General features: G+C 62.5%; 15 protein-coding genes. 8 read left to right on the top strand and 7 right to left on the bottom strand.

The window, feature by feature from the left end:
• Positions 1-303: 303 nt before the first annotated feature.
• The 7 genes from NKJ93_RS26710 to NKJ93_RS26680 form a co-directional block, all read right to left on the bottom strand.
• Entirely contained in the window at positions 304-1,269 is a 966-nt protein-coding gene (locus NKJ93_RS26710; RefSeq protein WP_352592127.1) for a methyltransferase domain-containing protein, read from the bottom strand.
• A gap of 301 nt (positions 1,270-1,570) precedes the next feature.
• The gene (locus NKJ93_RS26705) at positions 1,571-4,177 is read right to left on the bottom strand and encodes a glycosyltransferase (RefSeq protein ID WP_352592125.1); all 2,607 of its coding nucleotides are present in this window, start codon (positions 4,175-4,177) and stop codon (positions 1,571-1,573) included.
• A 15-nt stretch (positions 4,178-4,192) separates the two neighbouring features.
• Positions 4,193-4,894 carry a hypothetical protein gene (locus NKJ93_RS26700; protein WP_352592122.1) on the bottom strand — a complete coding sequence of 234 codons (702 nt, stop codon included), beginning with the start codon at positions 4,892-4,894 and terminating at the stop codon, positions 4,193-4,195.
• 43 nt (positions 4,895-4,937) lie between these two features.
• Positions 4,938-6,938: a putative glycosyltransferase family protein gene (locus NKJ93_RS26695; protein ID WP_352592119.1), complete on the bottom strand. Its 2,001-nt coding sequence runs from the start codon at positions 6,936-6,938 to the stop codon at positions 4,938-4,940.
• On the bottom strand, positions 6,914-8,059 hold the full coding sequence (locus tag NKJ93_RS26690; protein ID WP_352592116.1) for a glycosyltransferase family 4 protein: 1,146 nt from the start codon (positions 8,057-8,059) through the stop codon (positions 6,914-6,916). Before NKJ93_RS26690 ends, NKJ93_RS26695 begins: the two co-directional genes overlap by 25 nt.
• 7 nt (positions 8,060-8,066) lie before the next feature.
• Complete coding sequence (locus NKJ93_RS26685) at positions 8,067-8,867, bottom strand: glycosyltransferase family 2 protein (RefSeq protein WP_352592113.1); 801 nt, start codon at positions 8,865-8,867, stop codon at positions 8,067-8,069.
• Between the two features lie 872 nt (positions 8,868-9,739).
• The gene (locus NKJ93_RS26680) at positions 9,740-11,296 is read right to left on the bottom strand and encodes a glucosamine inositolphosphorylceramide transferase family protein (RefSeq protein ID WP_352592111.1); all 1,557 of its coding nucleotides are present in this window, start codon (positions 11,294-11,296) and stop codon (positions 9,740-9,742) included.
• Positions 11,297-11,642: 346 nt separating this feature from the next.
• Between NKJ93_RS26680 and NKJ93_RS26675 the strand changes: the two genes are divergently transcribed.
• The 8 genes from NKJ93_RS26675 to NKJ93_RS26640 all read left to right on the top strand — a co-directional run bounded on the left by NKJ93_RS26675 (position 11,643) and on the right by NKJ93_RS26640 (position 21,900).
• The gene (locus NKJ93_RS26675; RefSeq protein ID WP_352592109.1) at positions 11,643-12,029 is read left to right on the top strand and encodes a hypothetical protein; all 387 of its coding nucleotides are present in this window, start codon (positions 11,643-11,645) and stop codon (positions 12,027-12,029) included.
• Entirely contained in the window at positions 12,029-12,256 is a 228-nt protein-coding gene (locus NKJ93_RS26670) for a hypothetical protein (RefSeq protein WP_352549092.1), read from the top strand. Before NKJ93_RS26675 ends, NKJ93_RS26670 begins: the two co-directional genes overlap by 1 nt.
• Positions 12,244-13,422: a glycosyltransferase family 2 protein gene (locus NKJ93_RS26665; protein WP_352592106.1), complete on the top strand. Its 1,179-nt coding sequence runs from the start codon at positions 12,244-12,246 to the stop codon at positions 13,420-13,422. Before NKJ93_RS26670 ends, NKJ93_RS26665 begins: the two co-directional genes overlap by 13 nt.
• Positions 13,423-15,039 (top strand): Rossmann-fold NAD(P)-binding domain-containing protein, encoded by a 1,617-nt coding sequence (locus NKJ93_RS26660; RefSeq protein WP_352592103.1) that lies wholly within the window; start codon positions 13,423-13,425, stop codon positions 15,037-15,039.
• A gap of 7 nt (positions 15,040-15,046) precedes the next feature.
• Positions 15,047-15,928 carry an NAD-dependent epimerase/dehydratase family protein gene (locus NKJ93_RS26655; RefSeq protein WP_352592101.1) on the top strand — a complete coding sequence of 294 codons (882 nt, stop codon included), beginning with the start codon at positions 15,047-15,049 and terminating at the stop codon, positions 15,926-15,928.
• A 430-nt stretch (positions 15,929-16,358) separates the two neighbouring features.
• Positions 16,359-17,603: a glycoside hydrolase 5 family protein gene (locus NKJ93_RS26650; RefSeq protein WP_352592098.1), complete on the top strand. Its 1,245-nt coding sequence runs from the start codon at positions 16,359-16,361 to the stop codon at positions 17,601-17,603.
• 946 nt (positions 17,604-18,549) lie between these two features.
• Entirely contained in the window at positions 18,550-20,097 is a 1,548-nt protein-coding gene (locus tag NKJ93_RS26645; RefSeq protein ID WP_352592095.1) for a family 16 glycosylhydrolase, read from the top strand.
• 891 nt (positions 20,098-20,988) lie between these two features.
• A complete protein-coding gene (locus tag NKJ93_RS26640; protein WP_352592204.1) occupies positions 20,989-21,900 on the top strand; it encodes a metallophosphoesterase in 912 nt (303 codons plus the stop codon).
• Positions 21,901-22,250: the final 350 nt, after the last annotated feature.

Below are 22,250 nucleotides of genomic sequence, written 5' to 3'. Positions count from 1 at the left end.
TGGCTCAGCGTTATCCCGACTCGCCGGTCAACAAAGAGGCGATCCGCAAGAACGCTCAAACGTAGGCATCTGCTGAAGGCCGCGGGATAGTTCGTTCACGCGCGGCACGACGGCCGCCAAAGTGCTCGACGCCGACGAATCCGATCGCGATGGCCCGCAGGCTCGCCGCTGCCAACTGCAACTTCGGCCAGCTCCTGCGTTGGCTCGCAGAGCTTTTACGTGCTTTGATCCGGACGTTCGTCAAGACCGGCGCAGCTCGGCAACTCGCTTGAATCAGAGCTCAAGCGCTTTCTTCAGAGACGACTATCGCTGCGCGCCCTTGTAGTAGGCAATGATGTCCTTCGGTTTCATTGCACGCTCCGAACGCCGGCCAAGAAAATAGACTGCGCTCGCGCCGTCGGCTGCATATCCCGGCCGGGAGAGTCTTTCGAAATGACGAAGCCAGAACAGCCCCGTGGCCGCCATCGTGCCGATCTTATAACTCCCAAAAAGAGAGCCGACGAAGTAGCGGATGGACCAGAGCATCACAATCGCGGGGCCACGCGTAATGCCGCCGTCGATCTCGTCAAAATGGCGGAACAGCCAACGATGTCCGCTTGGGGTGAAACGGGTGAAATCGTAGGCCCCCTCGTGGACTTGCTGCATGAAGGGCGTCTCTGCATAGACCACCCCGTCCGGGACTAAAACACGATGAATCTCGGCGACGACCTGCTCGGGCGTTAGAACATGCTCCAGGACGGCTTGGACCCAGACGCCGTGGATCGCACCCGAGGCCAACGGAAGCTGATGCCCATCCGCGATGATCAAGGTGAGGTCGGATTTGTAAATATCCGTTCCGATTAAGCTAAGGTCGCGGTCTCGATAAAGCGCTTCCGCGTCGCTGCCGATTGTGCCGCCTCCGATGACCAGGATGGTGGGATGGGCATCAAGGTGCTTCGCCTCGGCGATGAAGCGGTCGGCATTCGCGGCGGTCGGGCCGGCGGATCGCCAGAAGAAGTCGTGGATCTTCTGGAGAAAGCCCGCGCTGCGTTCCTTGTAAGAGCTACCTCCGGTAAGTTGCACCTCCTCCCGGCACAGGACGGAGTTGTCGAAGTCAACCAGTACAGGAATGCCGTCGAGAGCCGGAAATCCAGCTTGCGACATTTCGCAATCGGCGGCCTGGCATACGAAGGCGCGTGCTGGCGCACCCGCCTGAACAACCGCAATGCCGGATTTACAGCGCGGGCAGCGCAATAGCCCATGGGGGAGTAACTTGGCTGTCGAGTCCACCTTGCCTCCAGTTGCTAGCGAGTGCTGGCGGTTGAATCTTCATCCTGGTTCGGCCCGGAAGCCTTCACTCAGACGCGCGCACAGGAGCCCCCCATTTGGGAGATGCGATCCTCTATTTTCTGCCGCAGGCGGCAACACCAATCGGACGTGTGCGCCGCAGCCGTTACCATGATCACCACGGCCGGGATTGCCTCTCTGCTGCGACTGGTTTCTTGTTCCTTCTGCAAATTGTCTGGACCTTCGGAGGCAGGCTGTTTTCCATCCAGTTGCCGTCGATAACACTGCACCATGAGCGGTTTCCTCAAGTCTGGAGCGGCGACGCGGTCGGGCTTTCGTGTACAGGCCCGGCGGCAGAATTCAGTTTCGTCGCAAAGGCCAAAACGAGAGCCGCACATGCACCCTCGACGCTGACGGCGAGCGTCCAGCCTAGGACCAGGCCTTGAAGTCCATCAAGCTTCGCCCCCGCGACCACGAAGCACAGCTCCAGCAATCCTCCAAGCGCGAACCAGCGAGATGCCTTGCGCATCCTGTCGCCCAGCCGCGCCAGCGTGCAGGCATGAAATTTGAGCGTTGATCCCAACAGGCTGAAGCCGAGGAAGCGCAGGCTCGAACCGGCGATCTCAGAATAGGCCGGATTGAAGACCGCAAGGATCTCTTGCGAATAGATGAAGACAAAGACGGCGCAAGCCAGCGAGAAGAGCAATGACGCCATGAGCGACACAAGGAAGTCGTGTCTGGATTGTTTCGGGCTCGCTCTGACCACGGGAAACAGGATCGTGGCCATGGCTGCTGGAATCAACGAGGCCATGGAGACCAGCATCCACAACGGCACGAAGGCGGCATTTGTGATCGGCGACAGGAGAACCAGCACAAGGTAGGGCATGATGACGATCGGGGCCTGCAAGGCCACATCGAGCGAGTAGTGGTCGAACACCTTGCGTCGAAGCGTATGGAGCAGCTGGAAATCGGGGGTCCCGACGAGGCGACGCGCACCGCCCCGGGTCAACAGATCGACGCCGATACAGGACGCCAGCAAGCCGGCCGCCCAGGTCAGAAGAAGCGCTGCATTGGAGGCGTAGCCGGCGGACGCGGCGGCGGCGATCAGCATCAGCTTGATCGTGGAGAACAGCACTTGCCTGATCATCTTGCTGCTGCTGCGCAGGTTGCCCATGAACGCCTGATCGGCCACAATGCCGAGAACGGTCAGGCCGCAGCCGAGAACGAACGCAATACCCTCGAGCCAGCCGCGGATCGGGCCGGTCGAGCTGTTGAGGTACGCCTCCCCGAAGACAAACAACAAGGCCAGGCCGACCGCCAGCGCCACCCCGACGGATGCTGCAGCGGCCACGAGGCCGCGCTCCTTGCCGGGATGCCGTACCATTTCACCCATCAGCAGGGTCCCGAGCCCGGCCTCCCCCAGCAGGCCGAAGAGCGCCATCACGGACAGGAGGGCGGAGGCGTTGCCGATCACCTCCGGCGCAAACAACCGGGCCGCGAGCCACCAATAAACAAACCCAAGACCGGCCGCTGCAATCGTTCCGATCGCCAGAGCGCCGGTATTCATGACTAGCGTTGCGCACATTCGAAGCTCCCGGCGCACGCGAATAATGGCCATCCCGGCGAGATCTACCGGCAGGCATGATGGCTCTCCCGAGCCTTGCTGCGCCGGCACCGGGGACCTGCTGGCGGCGGTGCGCAGGACGTCCTGATAGACCTGCTCGATCCGGGTCACGACCGCTCCGGCCTTGAGGCGTCCAACCCTGGCGAGGCTTGTCGCCTCCAGGCGGGCCAGCAAGGCGCGGTCCTCCAAAAGTGTCTGCATTGCGTGGGCCAGGGCATGCGCGTCACCGGGGGGCACGAGAAGCCCTGTTTCGCCATGATCGATGAGATCCGGCATGCCGCCGACATCGGTTGCGACGACAGCCTTGCCTGACGCCATTGCTTCCATGATGACCGTTGCGCAGGCTTCGGGCCCGACCGATGGCAGCACGCCGAACAGTGAGCGCCGCCATGCATGCATGATGGCGGAATGCGGCCACGTAGTGAAGACTCGGACATTCGGCGGAAATTCGGTTGGCGTGTCGGCGACATGGCGCCCGATCAGGACCAGCTGCGGCGCCCGCTCCAGGCCGGCATAGGCTTGCAGGAGAACGTCAATGCCCTTGAGCCGCATCATGTCGCCGACGAACAGGATGAATCCATCCGCGGGTAACTCCCGCAGGCAGGGATCTTCCGGGCCAAGCACCCCGACATCGTCGGGCACGAAGTTGGGGATGACCTCGTAAGGGGCGCGGCCTTGGGTGAGTCCGGTGTGACGCGACACCGCGTGGCTCACCGCGATGAAGCGGTCCACTACACGCCGAGCGGCGAAGCTCGACGCCCAGTTGCCCAAGGTGGTCGCGGCTGCCTTCACGGCGCCGTAATGCCCTGTGGCGCAGGGCAGGCACTTGGCCGGCGTTGGGCCACTGCAGAGATGGGCGCCCAAGTGCATGAAGTTTTTCTTGGCGCAGACAAGGCCGTAATCGTGGAGCGTGACCACGAGGCGTGCCCCGCTCAGACTTTTGAGCGGCAGGAAGGACGCATAGATCCAGTTATGGGCGTGGACGATGTCCGGCTCCTCCTGGGCGACCAGCCGCTTCAGGGCTAGGACCAGTTCGGGATCCGGGAAGGGCGGCGCATGGCGGCGCTCGGGATCGGCATGGAGGGCTGACAGACGCTGGAGCGTGCCACGCAGGCGATGCACGCGGACCGCGCCGTCCAGCTCGGTTTCGGGCGATCCGGGATGCATCAAGGTGCCGACGCTGACATGATGGCCCCGCTGCGCCAACGCCGCGCCGAGGTTGCGGACGTGCCGCTCCTCTCCCCCGATCACCGGAGGATAGAACTGCGACAGCAGCAGGATTCGCATGGTAGAGCCTCGTTTTCAGGTGCGCGGCACCAGCGTCGAAACGCGGCGATAGAGTCGGTTGTCTTCCGGCCGATAGAGCCGGGCCTCCGCCTTCTGCGGGGTAGCCAAAACGGACACCGGGATCTCCCGCGCCCAGGTCTCGCCCGGCGCGATGGTGAGCAATCGGAAGACGGCGAACGGTTGCCCGTCGAGGGTGATTTCCAGGTCGAATCGTTGAGCTTGGGTCTCAGCGCTCCTGATGCCGACGGTGATCCGGCCGGACTCGCCACTGGCCGATGGCAACAACCAGAGCTCGGTGTATTTGAATTCCCGGTAGGTCGCTTCGTCCCGGACGGCCAACGCATAGGCTCCGGTCGCCACAAGCACCGCTAGGATGAGCGCGGCGCCCTGCCAGAGCCGCACCCGCACCGGAGCCGGCCAGGCTGGCAGATCGGGAGTGTCGCGGCGGCCGGCGGCCACCAACGCCGCGGTGGCCGTCACGGCCCAGAACCACAGCGCCCAGCCGAGCGGCGTAAGGAAGCCTGCGGCGTTCAGGGCAAAGCCCCCGGCAATGCCGGCGGCGAGGCTTGCTCCGACAGCGTAGACGAGGTGTTGCAACGCGGAGGTGGTCCTGATGCCAATGGCCCGCAGCACCGTGTGGCCCGAGACGAGGAACACCATGGGCGCGCCCAGGGCAGTACGGAGGAGCACGCTGTCGCTGACCGCAACGGCCGCCACCGCAGCCCCCGCCCACAGACACGCGGCCAGAAGGTCCCGCTTGCTACAAATTCTCATGCAATTCCCTCACGTCATAGATGACAATCCAGCCGTTGTCGTAGATGCGGGCGACGCCCTTGACGTCATTGAACTTGAGCAGCGCTGCGCCCGAGAGCGGTGTTCCCTGCTGCCCTTGCCACGGCTGAAAGTAAAAGCCGAGCACCGGCGGAGCCGTGGTCAGGCGCAGGTCAATCAGCAGGAAATCGATGTCGCTTCCCGCCAGGGCCCAAAACTCGTCGGGCCCCAATGTCTCGGACTCGAATATGCGCGCGGGATCGATCCCTTCGACGATAGTGACCCTGACGTCCTGCCGGCCATAGCCCGCGAGCAAAAGGCGGTTGATGCGGTCGGTGGTGAAGCGGTTGCCCGCACCAAGCCATTCCTTGGCCCAGCGTGCCGTTTCGATCCCCATCGGCTCGATCGATTCCTGATCTGCGGAGACCCTGTAGCGCCCATGGATCGGACTAATTGAAGAGCTCGTGACGCCGCCCAGGACGATGACCGCCAGAGCAACGGCCGGTGCGATGCGGCGCCACCCGCGTGGCGTGCGGCCCTGCCAGAAGTGGACGATGCTCACCGCGACGACCAGCCCGACGGCGATGAACACGAACGTTCCCATGCGGTTGCCGATTTCCCATCCAGCGATGGTCAGTCGGAAGGCGACCGAGACTGGGAGCCCGAAGGCCAGCAAGCTGAGGAGCACGAGGCGGCTGTCGCGCCAGCGGCGTTTAAGAATGTCCTGGATCGGACGCCAACCGGAGCGCGGACCACTCGGCGCTGCCATGGCCAGCGACCGAAAGAATCCCGTTGCCAGTCCGAGTGCCACCAGCAGGAGCGCCAGCAAGGTGGTCAGCCGCATGTAGAGGGCCTTGTCCGGCGCTCCGAGGTGCTCCGACCGCGGGGTGGGCGCGCCCAGGATCTTCCCGAGCAATGTGTCGAAACCGGACTCGATCACCGGGCCGAGATAGCCTGTGAGAGGGATGCCACGGGCCTGCACCCACAGGGACGGCAGGGCTATGGCGAGGATCGCCGCGAGGCCGACGGCAATGCTGGTCTTGATCCGCAGGGGGTCGTGCCGGCGCAAGGCCTCGAGGGCCGCCAGCGCTCCGAAATAGATGGCGGCGAAGGCGGCCGAGAGGTGATGTGTGACCGCCAGGCTTGCCAACAGCAAGGCTATCAGCCCGAGCGACTTCAGCCTCGGTCGCCCGACGAGATCCTTGGACGCTGCTTCGACCGCGAAGGTCAGCACGCACAGCACGATGCCGAGGCTCTCGTAGGAGAACATCGAATCGAACAGGAAGAAGGTTGAGCAGCCCATATAGGCCAGACAGGCGATGGCCGAGATACGCGGCGATCCGGCGATGCTCTCGAGGAACAGAAACAGGGCACCGATGAACGTGCCCTTGAGGATGACCAACAAGAGCGTCCCCGACACAAACAAGGGAAGTCCCGTCAGATCGACGATCGCCGTTGTCAGGATTTCCAGGGCGGGATACGTTGGCCCGATCGGGAAAAGCGGGTTGGAAAGGAACAGCCGGCGGGCCGTGACGAGATCCTCGGCCGAGATCCAGTGCAAGACCTCGTCATAACCGCTGAAGCTCGTCGGGGAATAGACTATCTTGCAGTAGAACAGGGCTTCGGCAAGCAGGAAGAGCAGGAACAGGCGCTCACCACGGGCTGTCGTCGGCCAGGCGATGCGAAGGCAGGTCGGAGCGATCAGGAGGACGACACCGGACCAGAAGAGCGGCGGCGCCACGTCATAGCCCCGGCGCCCGGCCGCGTGCCCGGCCACGACCAGGAGCACAGCCGTGGCGACCGTCAGGCACAGAACCGCGATCCATCCGGAATTGGCGCCTTGCGGCGGGTCACCGGCGCTGCCGCCGCGAAGGTCGGGACCGATAACGGCCGAGACGAATCGTATCCCGGCCTGGAGCGGGTTGATCCTGGTTCCTGCGGTGAAATGAGCCGGCATCATCAGCGTCATGCCCTCCGCACAGGGGGCCACGACGTCGCGCCGCCGGGGGGCAAGCGGACCGTGGATCGGCTGCCCAGGACATCACAATAAACGTTGCTCAGCGCTTGCGCGCAGGCATCCCAGTCCGGCAGCGCCAAATCCGGGACCTGCCGATGGGCCTTCAGTTCTTCGGCCATGGCGGCGGCCAGCTCTCCAGGACCGGCGTTGCGCGGAATCGCCCGGCACAGGCCATTGGCGGCCAGCTCCCCCAGACCGGACGTGTTGCTGACGAGGACCGGACGGCGCAGCGACAGGGCTTCCATCACGGCGATCGGATGGGCTTCGTATTCGCTGAACAGCACGAATAGCGCGGCGCTCGCCAGGAGGTCAGCCATTTTCTGCCGGTCGGATCCGGGGATGCTCGCGATAGTGACCCGCTTCTCGAGGCCGAGTGTCGCCACGAGGCGCCGCAATTCTCCCTCATACGGGCCTGTTCCGACGACATGCAGTCGCGCGTCTGGCACCCGGCGGATCAGTTCGGGCAAGGCCGCAATCGCCCGGTGGTGGCCCTTGTAGCGCTCCAGCCTGCCGCCCGAGACGATCAGGTGCGGATCGATCTTAACGCTGGGGCTCGCAGCGGGCATTGCGGCACCGTTCGGGATGACGACAAACCGGTCCCGCGGCAGGCGCATCCTGGCGCTGAAGAAGTTGGCCTCGAATTCGGAGACGCCGATCAGCCGCGCGGCCCGGGCCACCAGCGGCCGAAGCAGCGCGTGCTGGGTGCCGCGCACGGCGTTGCGCAGCCGGGAGGAATGCCCGCCGCTGTGGAAGGTCAGAATGAACGGCACCTCCCCGCGGACCGCCGCGAGCAGCCCGATCGGCACCACGAAGGTGCTGTAACCTTGGAAATGGATCATATCCCAAGCCCCGCGCCGGATCGCGGTATAGATGCCAGGTGCCACATAGAGGTCCAGCTCCCTCGGCCAGGCCGGCACGCGCTGCAGGTGCATGCCGCTCACCTCCTCCTCCACCGGCAATTCCCCCGAGGGATCGGTGGTGAGCACATCGACCGTGTGGCCACGCGCCGCCAAGCGAGGACCGACCTCCTGGATGTGAGTTTCGATACCGCCCATGAACGGATAGCAGCGAGCGGCAACCATCAGGATTCGCATTCGGGGCTTATCCACCGGCATCATAGGCTTTCGCATTTCGCCTGTGCTGTTCGTGCAGCCTCTCGCGCAGGATGGTCTTGAGAACGCGCCAGCCGTCCGGGATGGCGCGCAGATGGCTCACACCGCTAATGCGCGAAGCCTCGAAACTCGCCACCTCGACGATGATAAGGTGGTTCTTCAAAGCCCGCACGTTGATGAGGGTCTCGATCTCGAACCCATCGCAGTCACAGTTCAGCGTGGCGACGTGCTTGGTCCAGAAGGCTATATATCCGTAGCATAGATCGGAGAACAAACCGCCATAGAGCAGCCGCACCATCAGGGTCAGCCCCCAGTTGCCGAGCATTCGGAACAGCGACATGTCGTTGGTGCCGGCGCCTTGGAGGAAGCGTGAGCCCTTGACCAGATCCGCACCGGCCATCAGCGCACTGACAAAAACGATCGCCTCCTCCGGGACCATGGAGCCGTCGGCGTCCAGCATGACGATGATGTCGCCTGTGGCGGCCAGGAATCCCGCTTGCAATGCGGCGCCCTTGCCCCGCCGGGGCTCCATGACAACCTTCACGTCCTCGCGCAGGCGGCGCGCGACCGCGACTGTGTCGTCCGTCGAACGACCGTCCACGATGATGATCTCGTGCGCCCAGTTGGGGATGCGCGGTAGAAGCCAAGGTAGGTTCTCGGCTTCGTTGAGCGTCGGGACGATAAAGCTGACTCGGGGCAGAGTCAGCGACCGCCGCAGCGCGACGCTGATTGGGTCAGGCGTCGACACGGCAGCGCCGCGGGCGACGATGCTGGAGACAGGGGCATTCATGGCAGCACGGTGCGGTCGAGCCGTCGGACCAGCGGCGAAGGTTGGAAGCGAGCCAGGACTGCCGACAAGTCTCGGGCGAGAGGACGGGGCCCGGACCGGAACCGGCACGTGGGACCGAAGCCATTCGCGGCGGAGGGACCGATGAAATCCAAAATCCGGTGCTCCACACTGCGCGCACGCAAATGCGCCGCCAGCGACAAGCCGTAGGTGCCAGCTTCGATGGCAGCGACATCCCCGGATTGCTTATTCTAAGCATATGCGGACTCCACGACATGATGAAACAAAGATGAGATGAAATAAAAATGAGCGATGGAAAGAGATTTCCCCTCTCTGGAAAGAGACTTCCCTCTCTTCGTCTGAGCAACGCGAACATTACTAAGAACATTACTAATGAGGCTCCGCAATGGAAAGCACAATAGATGGTTAGAAAGCACAATAGGTGATTAGCTCTTTGTGATTATCCCTTCAGGGTAGTTCCGGCCCAAACGCCAGCGCAGATGATACGGCAGCGGCACCGATCACCTTCAGCAGCTACGCTGGCAGGGCTGCCAAACCCGTAGGTCCGACCTCTGGAGCCGACAACATCGCAATGCCTTTAACGCCAGCGATGACAATCATCGACCCGCGGCCGGATCTCGAGCGACAGTCTCTACCAAGCGAGCGGTGCAGCATGCAGCGAAGGTCGCCGGCGCGATGAACCTCGCGCGCAACGCCGACATTGCCACTGGCCAGAAGCTGCGACGTGCAGGTGGGTTCGCTCCTTCACCCGGCCGTGATTTCCGAGCTACCACTTGTTCTGTGTCCGAGAAGGGTTGAGCGCGCCCGGCCCTTCGCAGGGGGTACCTTTCGCTAGGCCAGCTGGCTACGGGTAGCTAAACCGGACGCGAGACCGGCCAGGAGAGGTGCTGCCCGTGCGGTCCCGAGACCGGCGGATCGGATACAAGCAACCGATACGAGGTCGTGACCTCTCGTAGACCCCCGATATGACCGAACAAGTCGATCACCTCCAGGCCGGACCGCCGGTTGTAGGTGTGGCACCCGAACGCTCCGGACCGAATGCGACCGACCGGTGTCTGGGCAAATTCCGACTCGCCGAGCGCATCGATCCGGCAGAACGTCACCGCGCCGCCATAGCCGCGCGCGCAGTCTTGGACCGGGCGTAGCGTCCGTCCGCCGTGTCGGATGACGGCGCCTGCAGGGCGGCTGAGCGTGGCATCGAGCAGGACGGGGTTTGCGGCATGGGGCGTCCAGGACCCGGTCAGGCTCTCGGCACGGTAGAGGCTGAGGACATCCCAGGACGTGGACCTCCACAGCCTTGGGCTGACGAAAAACCAGAAGCCACCCTCGTGGCAGAGCGGCGTGGTGTCGTAGCCCTCGATGCCCTCGATGAGGCAGGCCTCCCGCGTCCACCGGTAAGGGAATTCCACGGCCCTGTAGAGGCTGATATTCTTGGCCGCCCCCGATTCGGGGATCATCCAGATCTGCCCATCCTGCTCGAACACGAACGGGTACGAGAGGTGATGCGGTTCCTCCAGGACGATCTGGGGTGCGCCGGCGGTCCCGTTCCGGTTCGCTGTCACGACTGCAATGCACCCCCGTTTCTTCGAGTAGAGGTACTGTTCGACAAAGATGAAATCCTGCCCCTGGTGCCGGAACGGGAACGGGTCGGCAAGGTAGCTGTCGGTGTCCCCGGTAAGCACCCGGAATGCTGCGTCGCCTTTGTCGAGCAGGCTCGCCGATTCGTCGAAGCGCCAGCCAATCCCCCACCTCCTGCCGCCTCTCGCCAGGATGTCCAAGAACCTGATTGCCTTCGATGTCACTGTGCGTGTCGCTCTTGCAAGGGCCGGAAGCGCGCCGAGCGAAGGCACGGCCGTGCGTGGGCCGGAGACACCGGACGCAGCTGAACCGGTTTCCTCGCGCAAGGCTTTTAGGATCAGCGCCACAGCGCAGGAGAGGACGCTATCGAGGCTGGCTGCGAACACTTCACTGTTTACACGGGCCGGGCGCGCCATCCACGGCTGCGACGGCCGCGCCGTGTCGTGCAGGTCGACGAGAGGGTCCTGATCATTCGCCAAGGCCGCCATGACTCCGATCTCGCCGGGTACGCCGTTGAAGAGCGGCGTCAGCACGCGCCGCCCCGACGGGAGGGGCTCCGCTCCGCTCAAATCGATCACCACGTCCACTTGGTCGGCCGAAGGCGGCGGCAGGGATCGCAGCGCCGCCTCGACGGGGTCGGTGGCGCCGTTGACACGTAAGCCATAGACTAGTCGTTCGAGTTCGAGCAGCAGGCGGAAGATCAACGGCAGCGGGCGGCAGCCGGTCGCGAAAGCGCAGGAGATATCGTTGCCGGGCACTTCAGCAAGCGCCTCTGCCAGCCACAGATGCCAGCGCAGCGGCCGCGACGGATCGAGACTCAAGCAAATGCGCATTGTGTTCTCACGGCGGCTTCAACAAGACGACAGCTTTGACGAGAACCACCTCGAGCGAGGCGCCTTGCCAGCTGTCCGCGGGCCCGCGAGCCAGGGAGGGAGATAAAAAGCCACAGCGCTCGCCACAGCGCGAGAATACTTCCCACCTGCTACTACCGCGGGGACTCGCCAATACGAGGAGCCGAACTCTTGGTTGGGAGCGATGTCTGACAGCACGGGTCCATACTCGAGCGACCGGAATCGGTTAAGCACCACTATGCCCGAACGACGACGGGCCGTGCGAGGTCAGAGGAGGTAATCCTTCGGGGCGGTTGCACTCGGCGCCCGGCGAGAGCCACATGCCGGGATGATTGTCGACTGGCAACGAGTGAAAAGTGAGCTGCGCAACGCCGGACTGCGCGTGCTGGTGTTCGCGTTGCTATCTGTTCCGGCAGCCGTGAGCGCCGCGGACAGCTTGTCGGCAACGTCCTTCATCAAGACCTCGGGCACGGAGTTTACCGTCGACGGCAGGCCGTTCTTCGTGACCGGCGTGAACAACCACGATTTGACCTACGGGTCGCAGGATGAGGTCACCCGCGTTCTCGAGGACGCGGTGGCGATGGGCGCCAATGTGGTTCGCATCTTCCTCCAGCCGGTGATCGGGTCGCCAGACGGAAGCATCGCGACGATCTGGAACTGGCGGCTCGAGGCCGATGCCAGCAATCTGGCGAGCGCTGGCTGGACGAGTTGCTGATGCCCTACGCCGATCCGCGCGTGCTTGGTGCCGGGCGGCCGCCTCGAGGCTCTGTGGCGCAAACCTCGGCCCTGGTGGTCTTAATGCTGAAAACAGGTTTCCGGGTGGGCCGAATCCAGCGCGTGGAAGCCTGGCTTGTCAAAACCAAGACCATCGCACCGTTTATCGAAGAGTTTGGGCCGACATTGGCAGCTCAAGTCGGGAGAATTCGTGGATGCGTATCTTGATGCGTGCGCAATCCTATCTGCCGATTGGCGGTGGCCAAGACGGCCACGTCCGGAAGCTAAGTATCGATGCACCCCGCCGCGATCATGACGTTGCCGTTGCCACAACCGATCAGCCTGGATCGAAAACCGGGCAGACCGAGGATCACGTCTGCAGCGAACACCGGCAGGTCCCGCCCTCCCCCACGATCTCAGTGATCGTTTGTGCCTACACCGTGGACAGATGGGAGCTGATGCTTCAGTCGGTGGCGTCGGTTCAGGAGCAGACCTTGCAACCCTGCGAGATCATCGTATGCATCGACCATAATGAGACCCTTTTCCACCAATGTGCCGCGTGCTGGGCTGACTTCGCCGCATCCACCCCTCCGATACGGGTGATCCAGAACAAGTACGACGGGCACCTGGGGTCGGCCCGAAACACGGCAGCCGAGACAGCTGCCGGAGACATCGTGGCGTTCTTGGATGACGATGCAGCGGCCGACAAGGACTGGCTCGCGATTCTCACCGCCCCGTACCAGGATGAGCGCATCGGCGCGGTCGGCGGGCGTCCGATGCCGGTTTTCACGGCTGGCCGCCCGGCCTGGTTCCCCGTGCAGTTCGACTGGGTGTTCGGATGCGCTTATGACGGCCTCCCGACCAGCCGAGGCCCTTTGGCTCATCTCATAGGAGCCAACATGTCGGTCCGGCGGACCCTCCTCGAGCAGGTGGGAGGGTTCCACTCCGACAATCACGACGACATGGACATGTGCCACCGCGTGGCGCACATCAAGGGCAGTGCGGCGGTCATTTACGAACCGGCGGCGACCGTCCGCCACTTCGTACCCGCCTCACGGGCGACTTGGAAGTACTTTTGGCGCCGCTGCTTCTTCGTCAACAAGGGGAAGGTCGAGGCCTTCGCCCAGATGGGCGACGCCGCCACACTGAGTGCAGAGGCCCGCTTCGTCTGGTACGCACTGACCAAGGGCGTACCGCGGGGGATTTCGCAAGCGGCCAAGGGTGATGCCCACGGGCTGGCCCGGTCCGCGGCGATAATCGCTGGCGTGGGGCTGGCCACGGCAGGCCACGTCGCCGGCCGGGTCGAACTGGCGCGGCGATTGCGCCGGCAGCGCCAACAGGCAACCAAGCAGTTGCTGGACACAGCCGCGCAAGCCGGTGGGCGAGGGAAATAAATGCCGTCTTCGATAATCATTGGTTCGGGTCCAGCTGCAGCCGCCGCCGTGTTGGCGCTGTCCGAGAAGCCGGATGAGAAGATAACCGTGTTCGATCCGGGCACAGTGCTGGACGCGGAGACGCAGGAGGTAATCTCCAGGCTGTCCAAGCTGCGTGTCGGCGACTGGGATGAGGAGGACGTCCGCCGGGTCAGCCTGCAACCCAAACAGGTCCGGTCCGATTCGCTGCCGGAAAAGAGAAGCTATGGATCCGATTTCCCGTTTGTCAACAAGGGCCAGCTCGACGGCGTCCACTGCGAGGGTAGAGTCAACTCAGCTGTCATCTCAAGCGCCTACGGGGGGTTCAGCAATGTCTGGGGGGCCCAGATTATGCCCTTCAGCGCCGCCACGTTCAAAAGATGGCCGTTCGGCTTCTCGGATATGCAAGAGCACTATCGGACCATCCTGGGTCACATTCCTTTCGCTGGAGAGTCCGACGATCTCGAGGAGTGGTTCCCGCTCATCGGATCCCCGGACCCCCTTCCGCCCCTGGCACCGCGGACGCAGATGGTCCTGGCCAACTACGACCGGCACCGCGATCGTGTGCGCTCCACAGGAATAGCGATAGGCCGCGCCCGGCTCGCCTTCTCAGCGCCCGAATGCCAGCCCTGCGGCCTGTGCATGACCGGGTGCCCGCGGTCGCTAGTCTTTTCGGCCTCGCACAGCTTCGACCGCTTTAGGCGCAGCGGGAGGATCGACTACCACAGCGGGCTGCTCGCGGTGCGAGTCGACCAGGAGGCCGACACAGCCATCGTGGAGGCCCGGGATCTGTCCAGCGGCCGGATCCAGCGATTCACAGCCGACCGGATCTTTGTGGGCTGCGGAGCAATTGGGACCACTCGGCTGATCTTGGGCTCGCTCGGATCGGACCAGCCGGTACATCTTTCGGAATCCGCTCAGTTCATTCTTCCAATGATATCCGTGAAGCCGACCCCCGACCCACGTATAAGGCCCGAGTTCACGCTCAACCAGTTCAACATGGTCATCGCCCGGGACGATGAGGGCTTCGATGTCTCACAGATTCACTTCTATCCGTTCAACCAGGCGTACTACGATGCGCTACCCGGCTTCCTCCAACACCGCGCCGCCGCCTTCGCGACGCATCGGCTCCTGAGCCGGTTGACGGTAGGCCTGGGCTACTTGCCGTCCTGGGCATCACCCAAGATCCGGGTCACCGCCCGGGTGCCCGCAGCTCCTGACGAGCTTCCCCAGATCACGCTCACTTCGGAGGGCTTCAGCGGGGCCAAGGCCAGGGGCAAAGACGTGCCTCTGATGCTCTCTGACGTAATAAAGCGGATTTGGAGGGCGGCACCTTACCTTGACTTGTGGCCAATCACGCGGAAGATGCTGTGGTCGGGCGGGGCCAAGAGCTACCACTTTGGCGGCAGCTTTCCCCACGCCAGTGAGCCGGATACTGGAAATGCTACGACAGACCGCCTCGGGCGGCTGGCGCGCTGGGACCGGATCCATCTTATCGACGGGTCCGTTTTCCCAAATGTTCCAGCTACTACCTTTACCCTGACGGTGATGGCCAATTCTCATCGCATCGCCTGCGAAGCGATGGAACTGAAGGGTTGAGCGTTCAATGCGGATCGGCATCACGGGAGCTAACGGGTATGTCGGGACCATCCTGCGTGCCGCCTTCGCTGAAGAAGGGCATGAGGTCATCGCGTTCGCCCGGCCGAACCGGGTGACCTCCGAATCTGCCGCCGCAATGGTCGGCGTCGGCGAGTGGCGCCCATACCAGATCGAGCGCCCGCCGTCGGCGGCCGCATTCAGCGACCTAGATGTGCTCATCCACGGTGCATGGGACCTGACTCTCGTCAGCGCCGGCGATGTGTGGGGTGTCAATGTGTCCGGGTCGCAGCACCTCCTCCGCAATGCCGCCGACGCAGGGGTTCGCCGGGTCATTTTTATCTCCTCGATGTCCGCTTATAAGGGAACTCGACAGTTGTACGGTCAGGCCAAGCTAGCTTGCGAGCGCACCGCTAGCAGTCTGGGAGGTGTCTCCGCCCGCCTCGGATTGGTGTACGGCCCCGGTTGGGGCGGGATGATAGGCGCGCTGCGCAAGCTCACCAACCTGCCGGTCACACCTCTCATCGGGGCACGCTCCCATCAGTTCACCGTGCATGAGGCGGACATGGCAGCCGCCATGGTGCGTATTGTCGAGTCGGACATGCCCCTGCCGGAACCGGTAGGGCTGGCCAACCCCGAACCGGTACCGTTCCGACGGCTCATGAAAGAAATCGCCGCGTCACAAGGCAGAACACTGCGCGCCGTCCCCGTGCCCTGGCAGCTTGTCAGTGGCGTCCTCAAGGCAGCTGAGGCCCTGCATCTCCCCCTACCCTTCCGATCCGATTCAATCCTTGGGCTCGTGCACCCGACGGCAGAGGTTCCCGGCGTAGAGCGGCTCAAGGAGCTCGGAATTGAGTTTCGGTGCTTCTCGCTGGACGGCGATCGACTTTAATCTCGGACATCGCCTTGATAATCTAGGACATTGCATCAACACTCCTGGTCGAAAACCGGCTCGATGCGCCAGAGATGTTACCCGCACAGCGAAATGTGCGGTCGGCGCGATCGCAAGAAGAAGGCGGTGGCGCATGCCGTTTGCTGTGATCGCGTCACGCACAGTCCCGGTCCAGCCCCCTTATGAAGGGCTTATGAAGGGGCGGCGAGATACCGCTCCTGATCGTAAAGAGGGAATGCCCCTTTTCCTTCGCGAGAGCAGCGCTCGCCACACAGGCCGCCGGGGCAACCCGTGCCATCCCGGCAAGGCTGCGGCGTGCTTCTGTCCCATAATGCTTCCCGCAGAGCATGAGCGCATCGCAACCCGGAGCCAGAGGAGGTAATCCTTCGGGGCGGTTGCACTCGGCGCCCGGCGAGAGCCACATGCCGGGATGATTGTCGACTGGCAACGAGTGAAAAGTGAGCTGCGCAACGCCGGACTGCGCGTGCTGGTGTTCGCGTTGCTATCTGTTCCGGCAGCCGTGAGCGCCGCGGACAGCTTGTCGGCAACGTCCTTCATCAAGACCTCGGGCACGGAGTTTACCGTCGACGGCAGGCCGTTCTTCGTGACCGGCGTGAACAACCACTATTTGACCTACGGGTCGCAGGATGAGGTCACCCGCGTTCTCGAGGACGCGGTGGCGATGGGCGCCAATGTGGTTCGCATCTTCCTCCAGCCGGTGATCGGGTCGCCAGACGGAAGCATCGCGACGATCTGGAACTGGCGGCTCGAGGCCGATGCCAGCAATCTCGCGGTGAGAGGCACGTACCTGCTCTCCTGGGACCCTCGCACGAACGGGATGGCGATCAATGACGGCGCCAAGGGCATGCAGAAGGTTGATTTTCTCATCGCCGAGGTCGGCAAGCGACGCCTGAGGCTCATCATCGGCTTCCTGGATTTCTGGAACTACACGGGTGGCGCCCAGCAGATGCGGGCTTGGTATGGGAGCCGGGACGAGTCCACGTTTTTCTTCGAAGATCCGCGCACGAAGCGCGACTACAAGAGCTGGGTCAGCCACGTCGTGCAGAGGGTCAACCCGCTCACCGGGCTCGCCTACCGGGATGATCCAACCATCATGGCCTGGGAGCTGATGAACGAAGGCAATGCGCAGCCAGAGGCCTTGCGATTGGCCTGGACAGCCGAAATGTCGGCCTACGTGAAGTCCCTCGATTCCAATCACCTTGTCAGCTCAGGGAACGCCAACATTCTCAAAAAGCTCTCCGATTTGACGATCCCGTCCCTCGATTTCGGGACCTGGCATGGCTACCCGCTTTACTACGACCTCACGGTCCAGCAATTCAACGACATGATTACCGAGTTCTGCCAGCTGGCGGCCCGCGCCAAGAAGCCGGTCCTTCTGGAGGAATTCGGCTATGCCCGCTCCAATCGGGACTTCGCCGAGGCTTACGCCATGTGGCTCGACACGCTGACGCGCAATCGCAACTGCGCCGGCTGGATCGTGTGGCGGCTGGTGTCGCGGCAGGACAGCGGACACTATCCCGTCGACGAATACGACCAGTTCGATGTCCACAATGACGGAAGCGCGCTCTGGAACATCCTCAAAGCCGCCACGGCTCGGGCGACGCAGACCCGCGAAACCAGCGGGGCCTTAGAACTCAGCCCGCAAGTCCCATGACTGAAGCCCTCCGTCGTCATTTGTGCGCACACGCTCGACCGCTGGCACGAGTTGAACTGCACGGTCGCGTCCGTCCGCACGCAACGGGCGCTCCGCGCGTGAAAGCGAGGCTGACTGTCAGAACGTTGTCGCCGGTCAGGACAAGCGATGCCGCATTCGTGTCTACGTTCTGGACGAACACGGCCAGCTTATGGGGGGTCAACCTTGCTTGCACAGACGACGATGCGGCGAAAGAGCACGCCAGGCGGTTAGCAGACGGCCACAAGGTGGAGCTTTGGCGACTGGTTGCGCGGTTCAAATTTGACAATCCGCGGGCCGTCCCGCGGCGACGAAGCGTCCGCGCGCCCTAGGGCCACGTTCCGCCATTTCGACAAGCCGCATCTCCTGTATTAGAAGTGTTGATAAGTTTTTACCTAGCCTCATTCTCGCCGCAAAAGGCAGTAAGGTCGCTGGGCTTGCGTACATCGTCCTCGAATGATCAATTCACGTAGGGACGGTGTGTGTGAACAACTCAGGACAGCGGAAATGCCTGCGTTTTACTTAGGGACGCGGGTGGAATGAAGAACAAAAAAAACGCGATTAACTAAGGATCTACAATGCTCATACTAAACAGCAAGCTTGGCGGTGCATCCGCCGGAAGAGCTGCGCTCGACTTCATTCTGGCCGCGGCTCGAACCGTTGAACACCTTGCGTGCGTCGGCAGCGACACCGTTCATGGTTTCACGGGGGAGCGCCTGATGAGCATTCCCGTCGACACAACTCACCTTCGATGGCGAGTTCAACGTTAAGCTCGCTCGACAAGAATGTCTGGGGCGAGGACTTCCAAATCTCCGCTGCTTTGAAATCCGTTCGCGGTGCCTAGCTGCGAGCATGCGGCATGTCGCGCGCCTTCGGGGTGCGCGGTCGTCGAAATTCCCTGTTTTCAACCCCAAATAAGGATCACGGAATGGCTCTTTCCGCACCCACAGGCTTTGCGTCTAGCGACTTGGTCTTCGAGGAAGACTTCTCCGGCACGTCGCTCGACAACGATTGGCATACCTATACCACCAGCAATGCCGCCAACGGCTGGCCATGGAACAGCAATGGATCAGGAGGCAGCGGCGTCGGCGCGACGTATTATGCCGACTACGACATGCCGAGCCAAGTGTCCGTGAGCAACGGGCAGTTGAATCTCACGGCGACCAAACAGCCCGTCAGCGGCATAAATAATGGGACGGCACAGACATTCCCGGTCACGTCCGGCGCAGTCAGCAGCTACGGCAACTTCGAATTCAACGGCGGCTACCTTCAGGTCAGCATGAAGGCGCCGAGCGGCGACGGCGCGTGGCCAGCCCTCTGGCTGTTGCCCGGCCAAGGCGCCGGCAGCAGCGGCGACAATTTCGAGATCGATATGCACGAAGGCGGGTTTACCGAAAGCTCCGGCCCGGTTGACAATAACTTCACTTGGCACCTTCACGGCCCATCTGGATGGGTCGGCGCGAGCATCGACAGCGGCGTCGACCTCACGGCCGGCTTCCACACCTACGGCATCAACTGGGATCCCGGTAAATCGATCACCTGGTATCTCGACGGGAAGCAGATGGCGCAGGTCACCAGCGCACAGGCGACGATCCCGAATGAGCCGATGGAATTGATCATGAACAATGGAGTCGCGAATTCGAACACGACCGGATGGCATACGGCTCTCGATAGTTCGACCCCTTCGTCGATGCAGATGCAGATCGATGAGGTTCAGCTCTATCAAAAGGTAGGCAGCGGTGACACCGTCACGGGCGCGAACGTCACTCCCCCAACCACTGGCTCGACCGGGACCGAGACTGGGTCTATCCCTACTTCCGGCAGCACCAGCGATGGCACCTTGTACGGCACCAGCGGCGCCGATGTATTGCATGGAACCAGCGGCCACACGATGATCGGCTATGGCGGCAACGACACTTACTATGTCGATAATGCCAACGAGAAGGTGGTTGAGGCAGTGGGCGGCGGCAACGACAGTGTGATCGCCTCGGTGAGCTATGCGCTTTCGGCCGGCTCGGAGATCGAGCATCTCGCCACCAACAACCCGTCCGGCACGAAGGCGATCAGCTTCACCGGCAACGAGTTCGCCCAGACCATCCAGGGCAATGCCGGCAACAATGTCATCAACGGCGGGCTCGGCGCCGACGTCTTGACCGGTTACGGAGGCCACGATGCCTTCTCGTTCAATACTGCTCTTGGAGCCGGCAATGTCGATAAGATCACCGACTTCAAGCGCTCCCAGGACACGTTCCATCTCAGCGATACCGTCTTTGCCGGGCTTCAGCCGGGAGGGCTTCCATCCAAAGCTTTCTTTGTTGGTGCAGCCGCGCATGACAGTTCCGATCATATCATCTACAACAGTGAAACTGGGGCGCTCTCTTTTGACAGTGACGGGGCCGGCGGCGCATCTCAAATACAGTTCGCCACCCTTTCCCCACATCTCTCGCTAGCCGCAGCCTCATTCTATGTGACCTGAAGGAACGCGGGGCTGCCGTGGCCAAGCAAGGACTGGATAAACAGCACCTCAAAGCCATGATCCCGAACCGAAGTCAGCGTAGCAAAGGCGGGAGCCCGCTTTTCGGAGAAGATCTGCTCAAGCAAAAGAGATGGGGTTCCATCCCGATGCCATTGGGATGGAACAGGCTCTAGTTGTGAGCTTCCTGTAGGTTGTCCATTCGGACCGAACCGAGGAGACTGGAGCTACCAAGCTTCAGCACTCACCGGAGGGTCCGAATGAACATCCACAAGAATGCCCGTCTGACGCCGTGGCGTCGAGAGGAACTGGTCTTTCGGTCATCGAGGGACGTCTCTCCCAAGCCCTTGCGGCGCAGGCCTATGGGGTGTGTCGGCCAAGATCGTGGCGCGTTGGGTGGAGCGGCTCGCGAGACAGGTCTCGCGCTCCACATTGCATTCCTATCCGCGGAGCACACGTGGAGCAACATCGAACAACCCTGGTCTGCCGCATCACGCAAACCTGGCGTGGACGGCCCCTTGTCGACCGATAGGCGTGGTCCGAGCTGATCGCAGTCACGGGCCTGAAGCTGGAAGCGCGGTCGATGCCGGGACCGACGAAGGTATCAAGTGAGCGATGCCGAGCTGGAGGCGTTCGACGATCTAAAGGGCGATCCATTCCATCCGGAATGGAACTACACCATCCCTCCGAGATCAGTCGCAAGTCGGAGCGGTTGACGGGTGTCCTAGCCCGAGCTCCCTCCCCTGCGCAATAACACCAATGCTTGCAGGTGACGCCAATTTGGGAAACTATTGAGCCCGCAAGGCCTCCCACCAGGTTGATTTGGTTCAGGCTGCCGCAGCTGAATTCGTGGCGACCTCTAAACCGACCTCGTTGTGCTGGGAAATACAAGTGCTGACGTCGCGGCGGTCATTCCTGGAACTCTTTGGCACCATGTCGCTCGCGGCATTCGCTCTGGCCAGTTATGCCGTCGCGATTGAACCTCGGTTTCGACTGCGTGTCACTCACTACAAGCTCCTACCGCCGCGCTGGCCGACGACTGCCAAGCCCCTGCGCGTCGTCGTGGTCGCTGACATCCATGCCTGCGAGCCCTGGATGCCGGTTTCCAGGATCGACCAGATCGTCGGTGTTTCGAATAGCCTGCAGCCCGATATCATCCTTCTCCTCGGCGACTATGTGATGGGCGTGCGGCCGCGCTATGCCACCGGGATTGTGCCCGACACTGTTTGGGGGAATTCACTTTCGAAACTTTCCGCGCCACTCGGCTGCCACGCCATTCTCGGCAACCACGACTGGTGGCACGGTGCCGATAGCGTCCGCGCAGCCCTCGTCGACAATGGAATTCCGGTCCTCGAGAACACCGCCACGCTTATCCGGCAGCAGGATGGCTCAGCGTTCTGGCTCGCGGGTCTTGGCGACCAGTGGGCCATGCAGTTTTCTCGCGGCGTGTACAAGGGGGTCGACGATCTGCCTGGAACAATGGCCGCAATACCCGACGACGGCAATCCGATTTTGCTCCTTGCGCATGAACCGGACATTTTCATTACTGTTCCTGACCGTGTCAGCCTGACGTTATGCGGCCATACACATGGCGGGCAGGTGCGCTTGCCATTCATCGGCTCGCCCATCATCAATTCAGCCTACGGACAGCGCTTCGCCTACGGGCATATCGTCGAGGGTGGGCGGCACATGATCGTATCCGGGGGTTTGGGGGTGTCGTGGCTGCCGGTGCGCTTCGGCGTGTCGCCGGAGATCATGGTCGTCGATATCGGCCCGAAAGTGAGCTCTCGTCCTGTCGACGAATGACATCTGCTATTCCAGCGAGACATGAACGCCAAGTTCCGCGTGAGAGTATCGATCTTCGCGGGGTTCTCGCCGTTTTCCATCGCTCCAAAGAGAACGCAGCGCAGTCCGTCATCATTTCCCCGGACAGACGGAGTTCCGCTGATCCCTCTCGATTTCCGCTTGAATGCCCTTGAGAAGGCGAGCCAGGCGTCCGAAACGCCTTTCGTCGACATTCTCGCGGAACGGGAACTTGAATGCGGTCAGCGGCATCTGGCAGCCCGCCCTTGTCGTCAGCGCCTGAGCAGGAAGCACCTCCAGAATACAAAACCCGAGAGGTCCTTTCGGCCATCGGCAGGCATGCTCCTATCGAA

This window comes from Mesorhizobium sp. M0028 (assembly GCF_040323855.1).
Taxonomy (GTDB): Bacteria; Pseudomonadota; Alphaproteobacteria; order Rhizobiales; family Rhizobiaceae; genus Mesorhizobium.
Note: the sequence above shows the minus strand (reverse complement) of the source record. Positions and strands in the feature narration are given on the sequence as shown.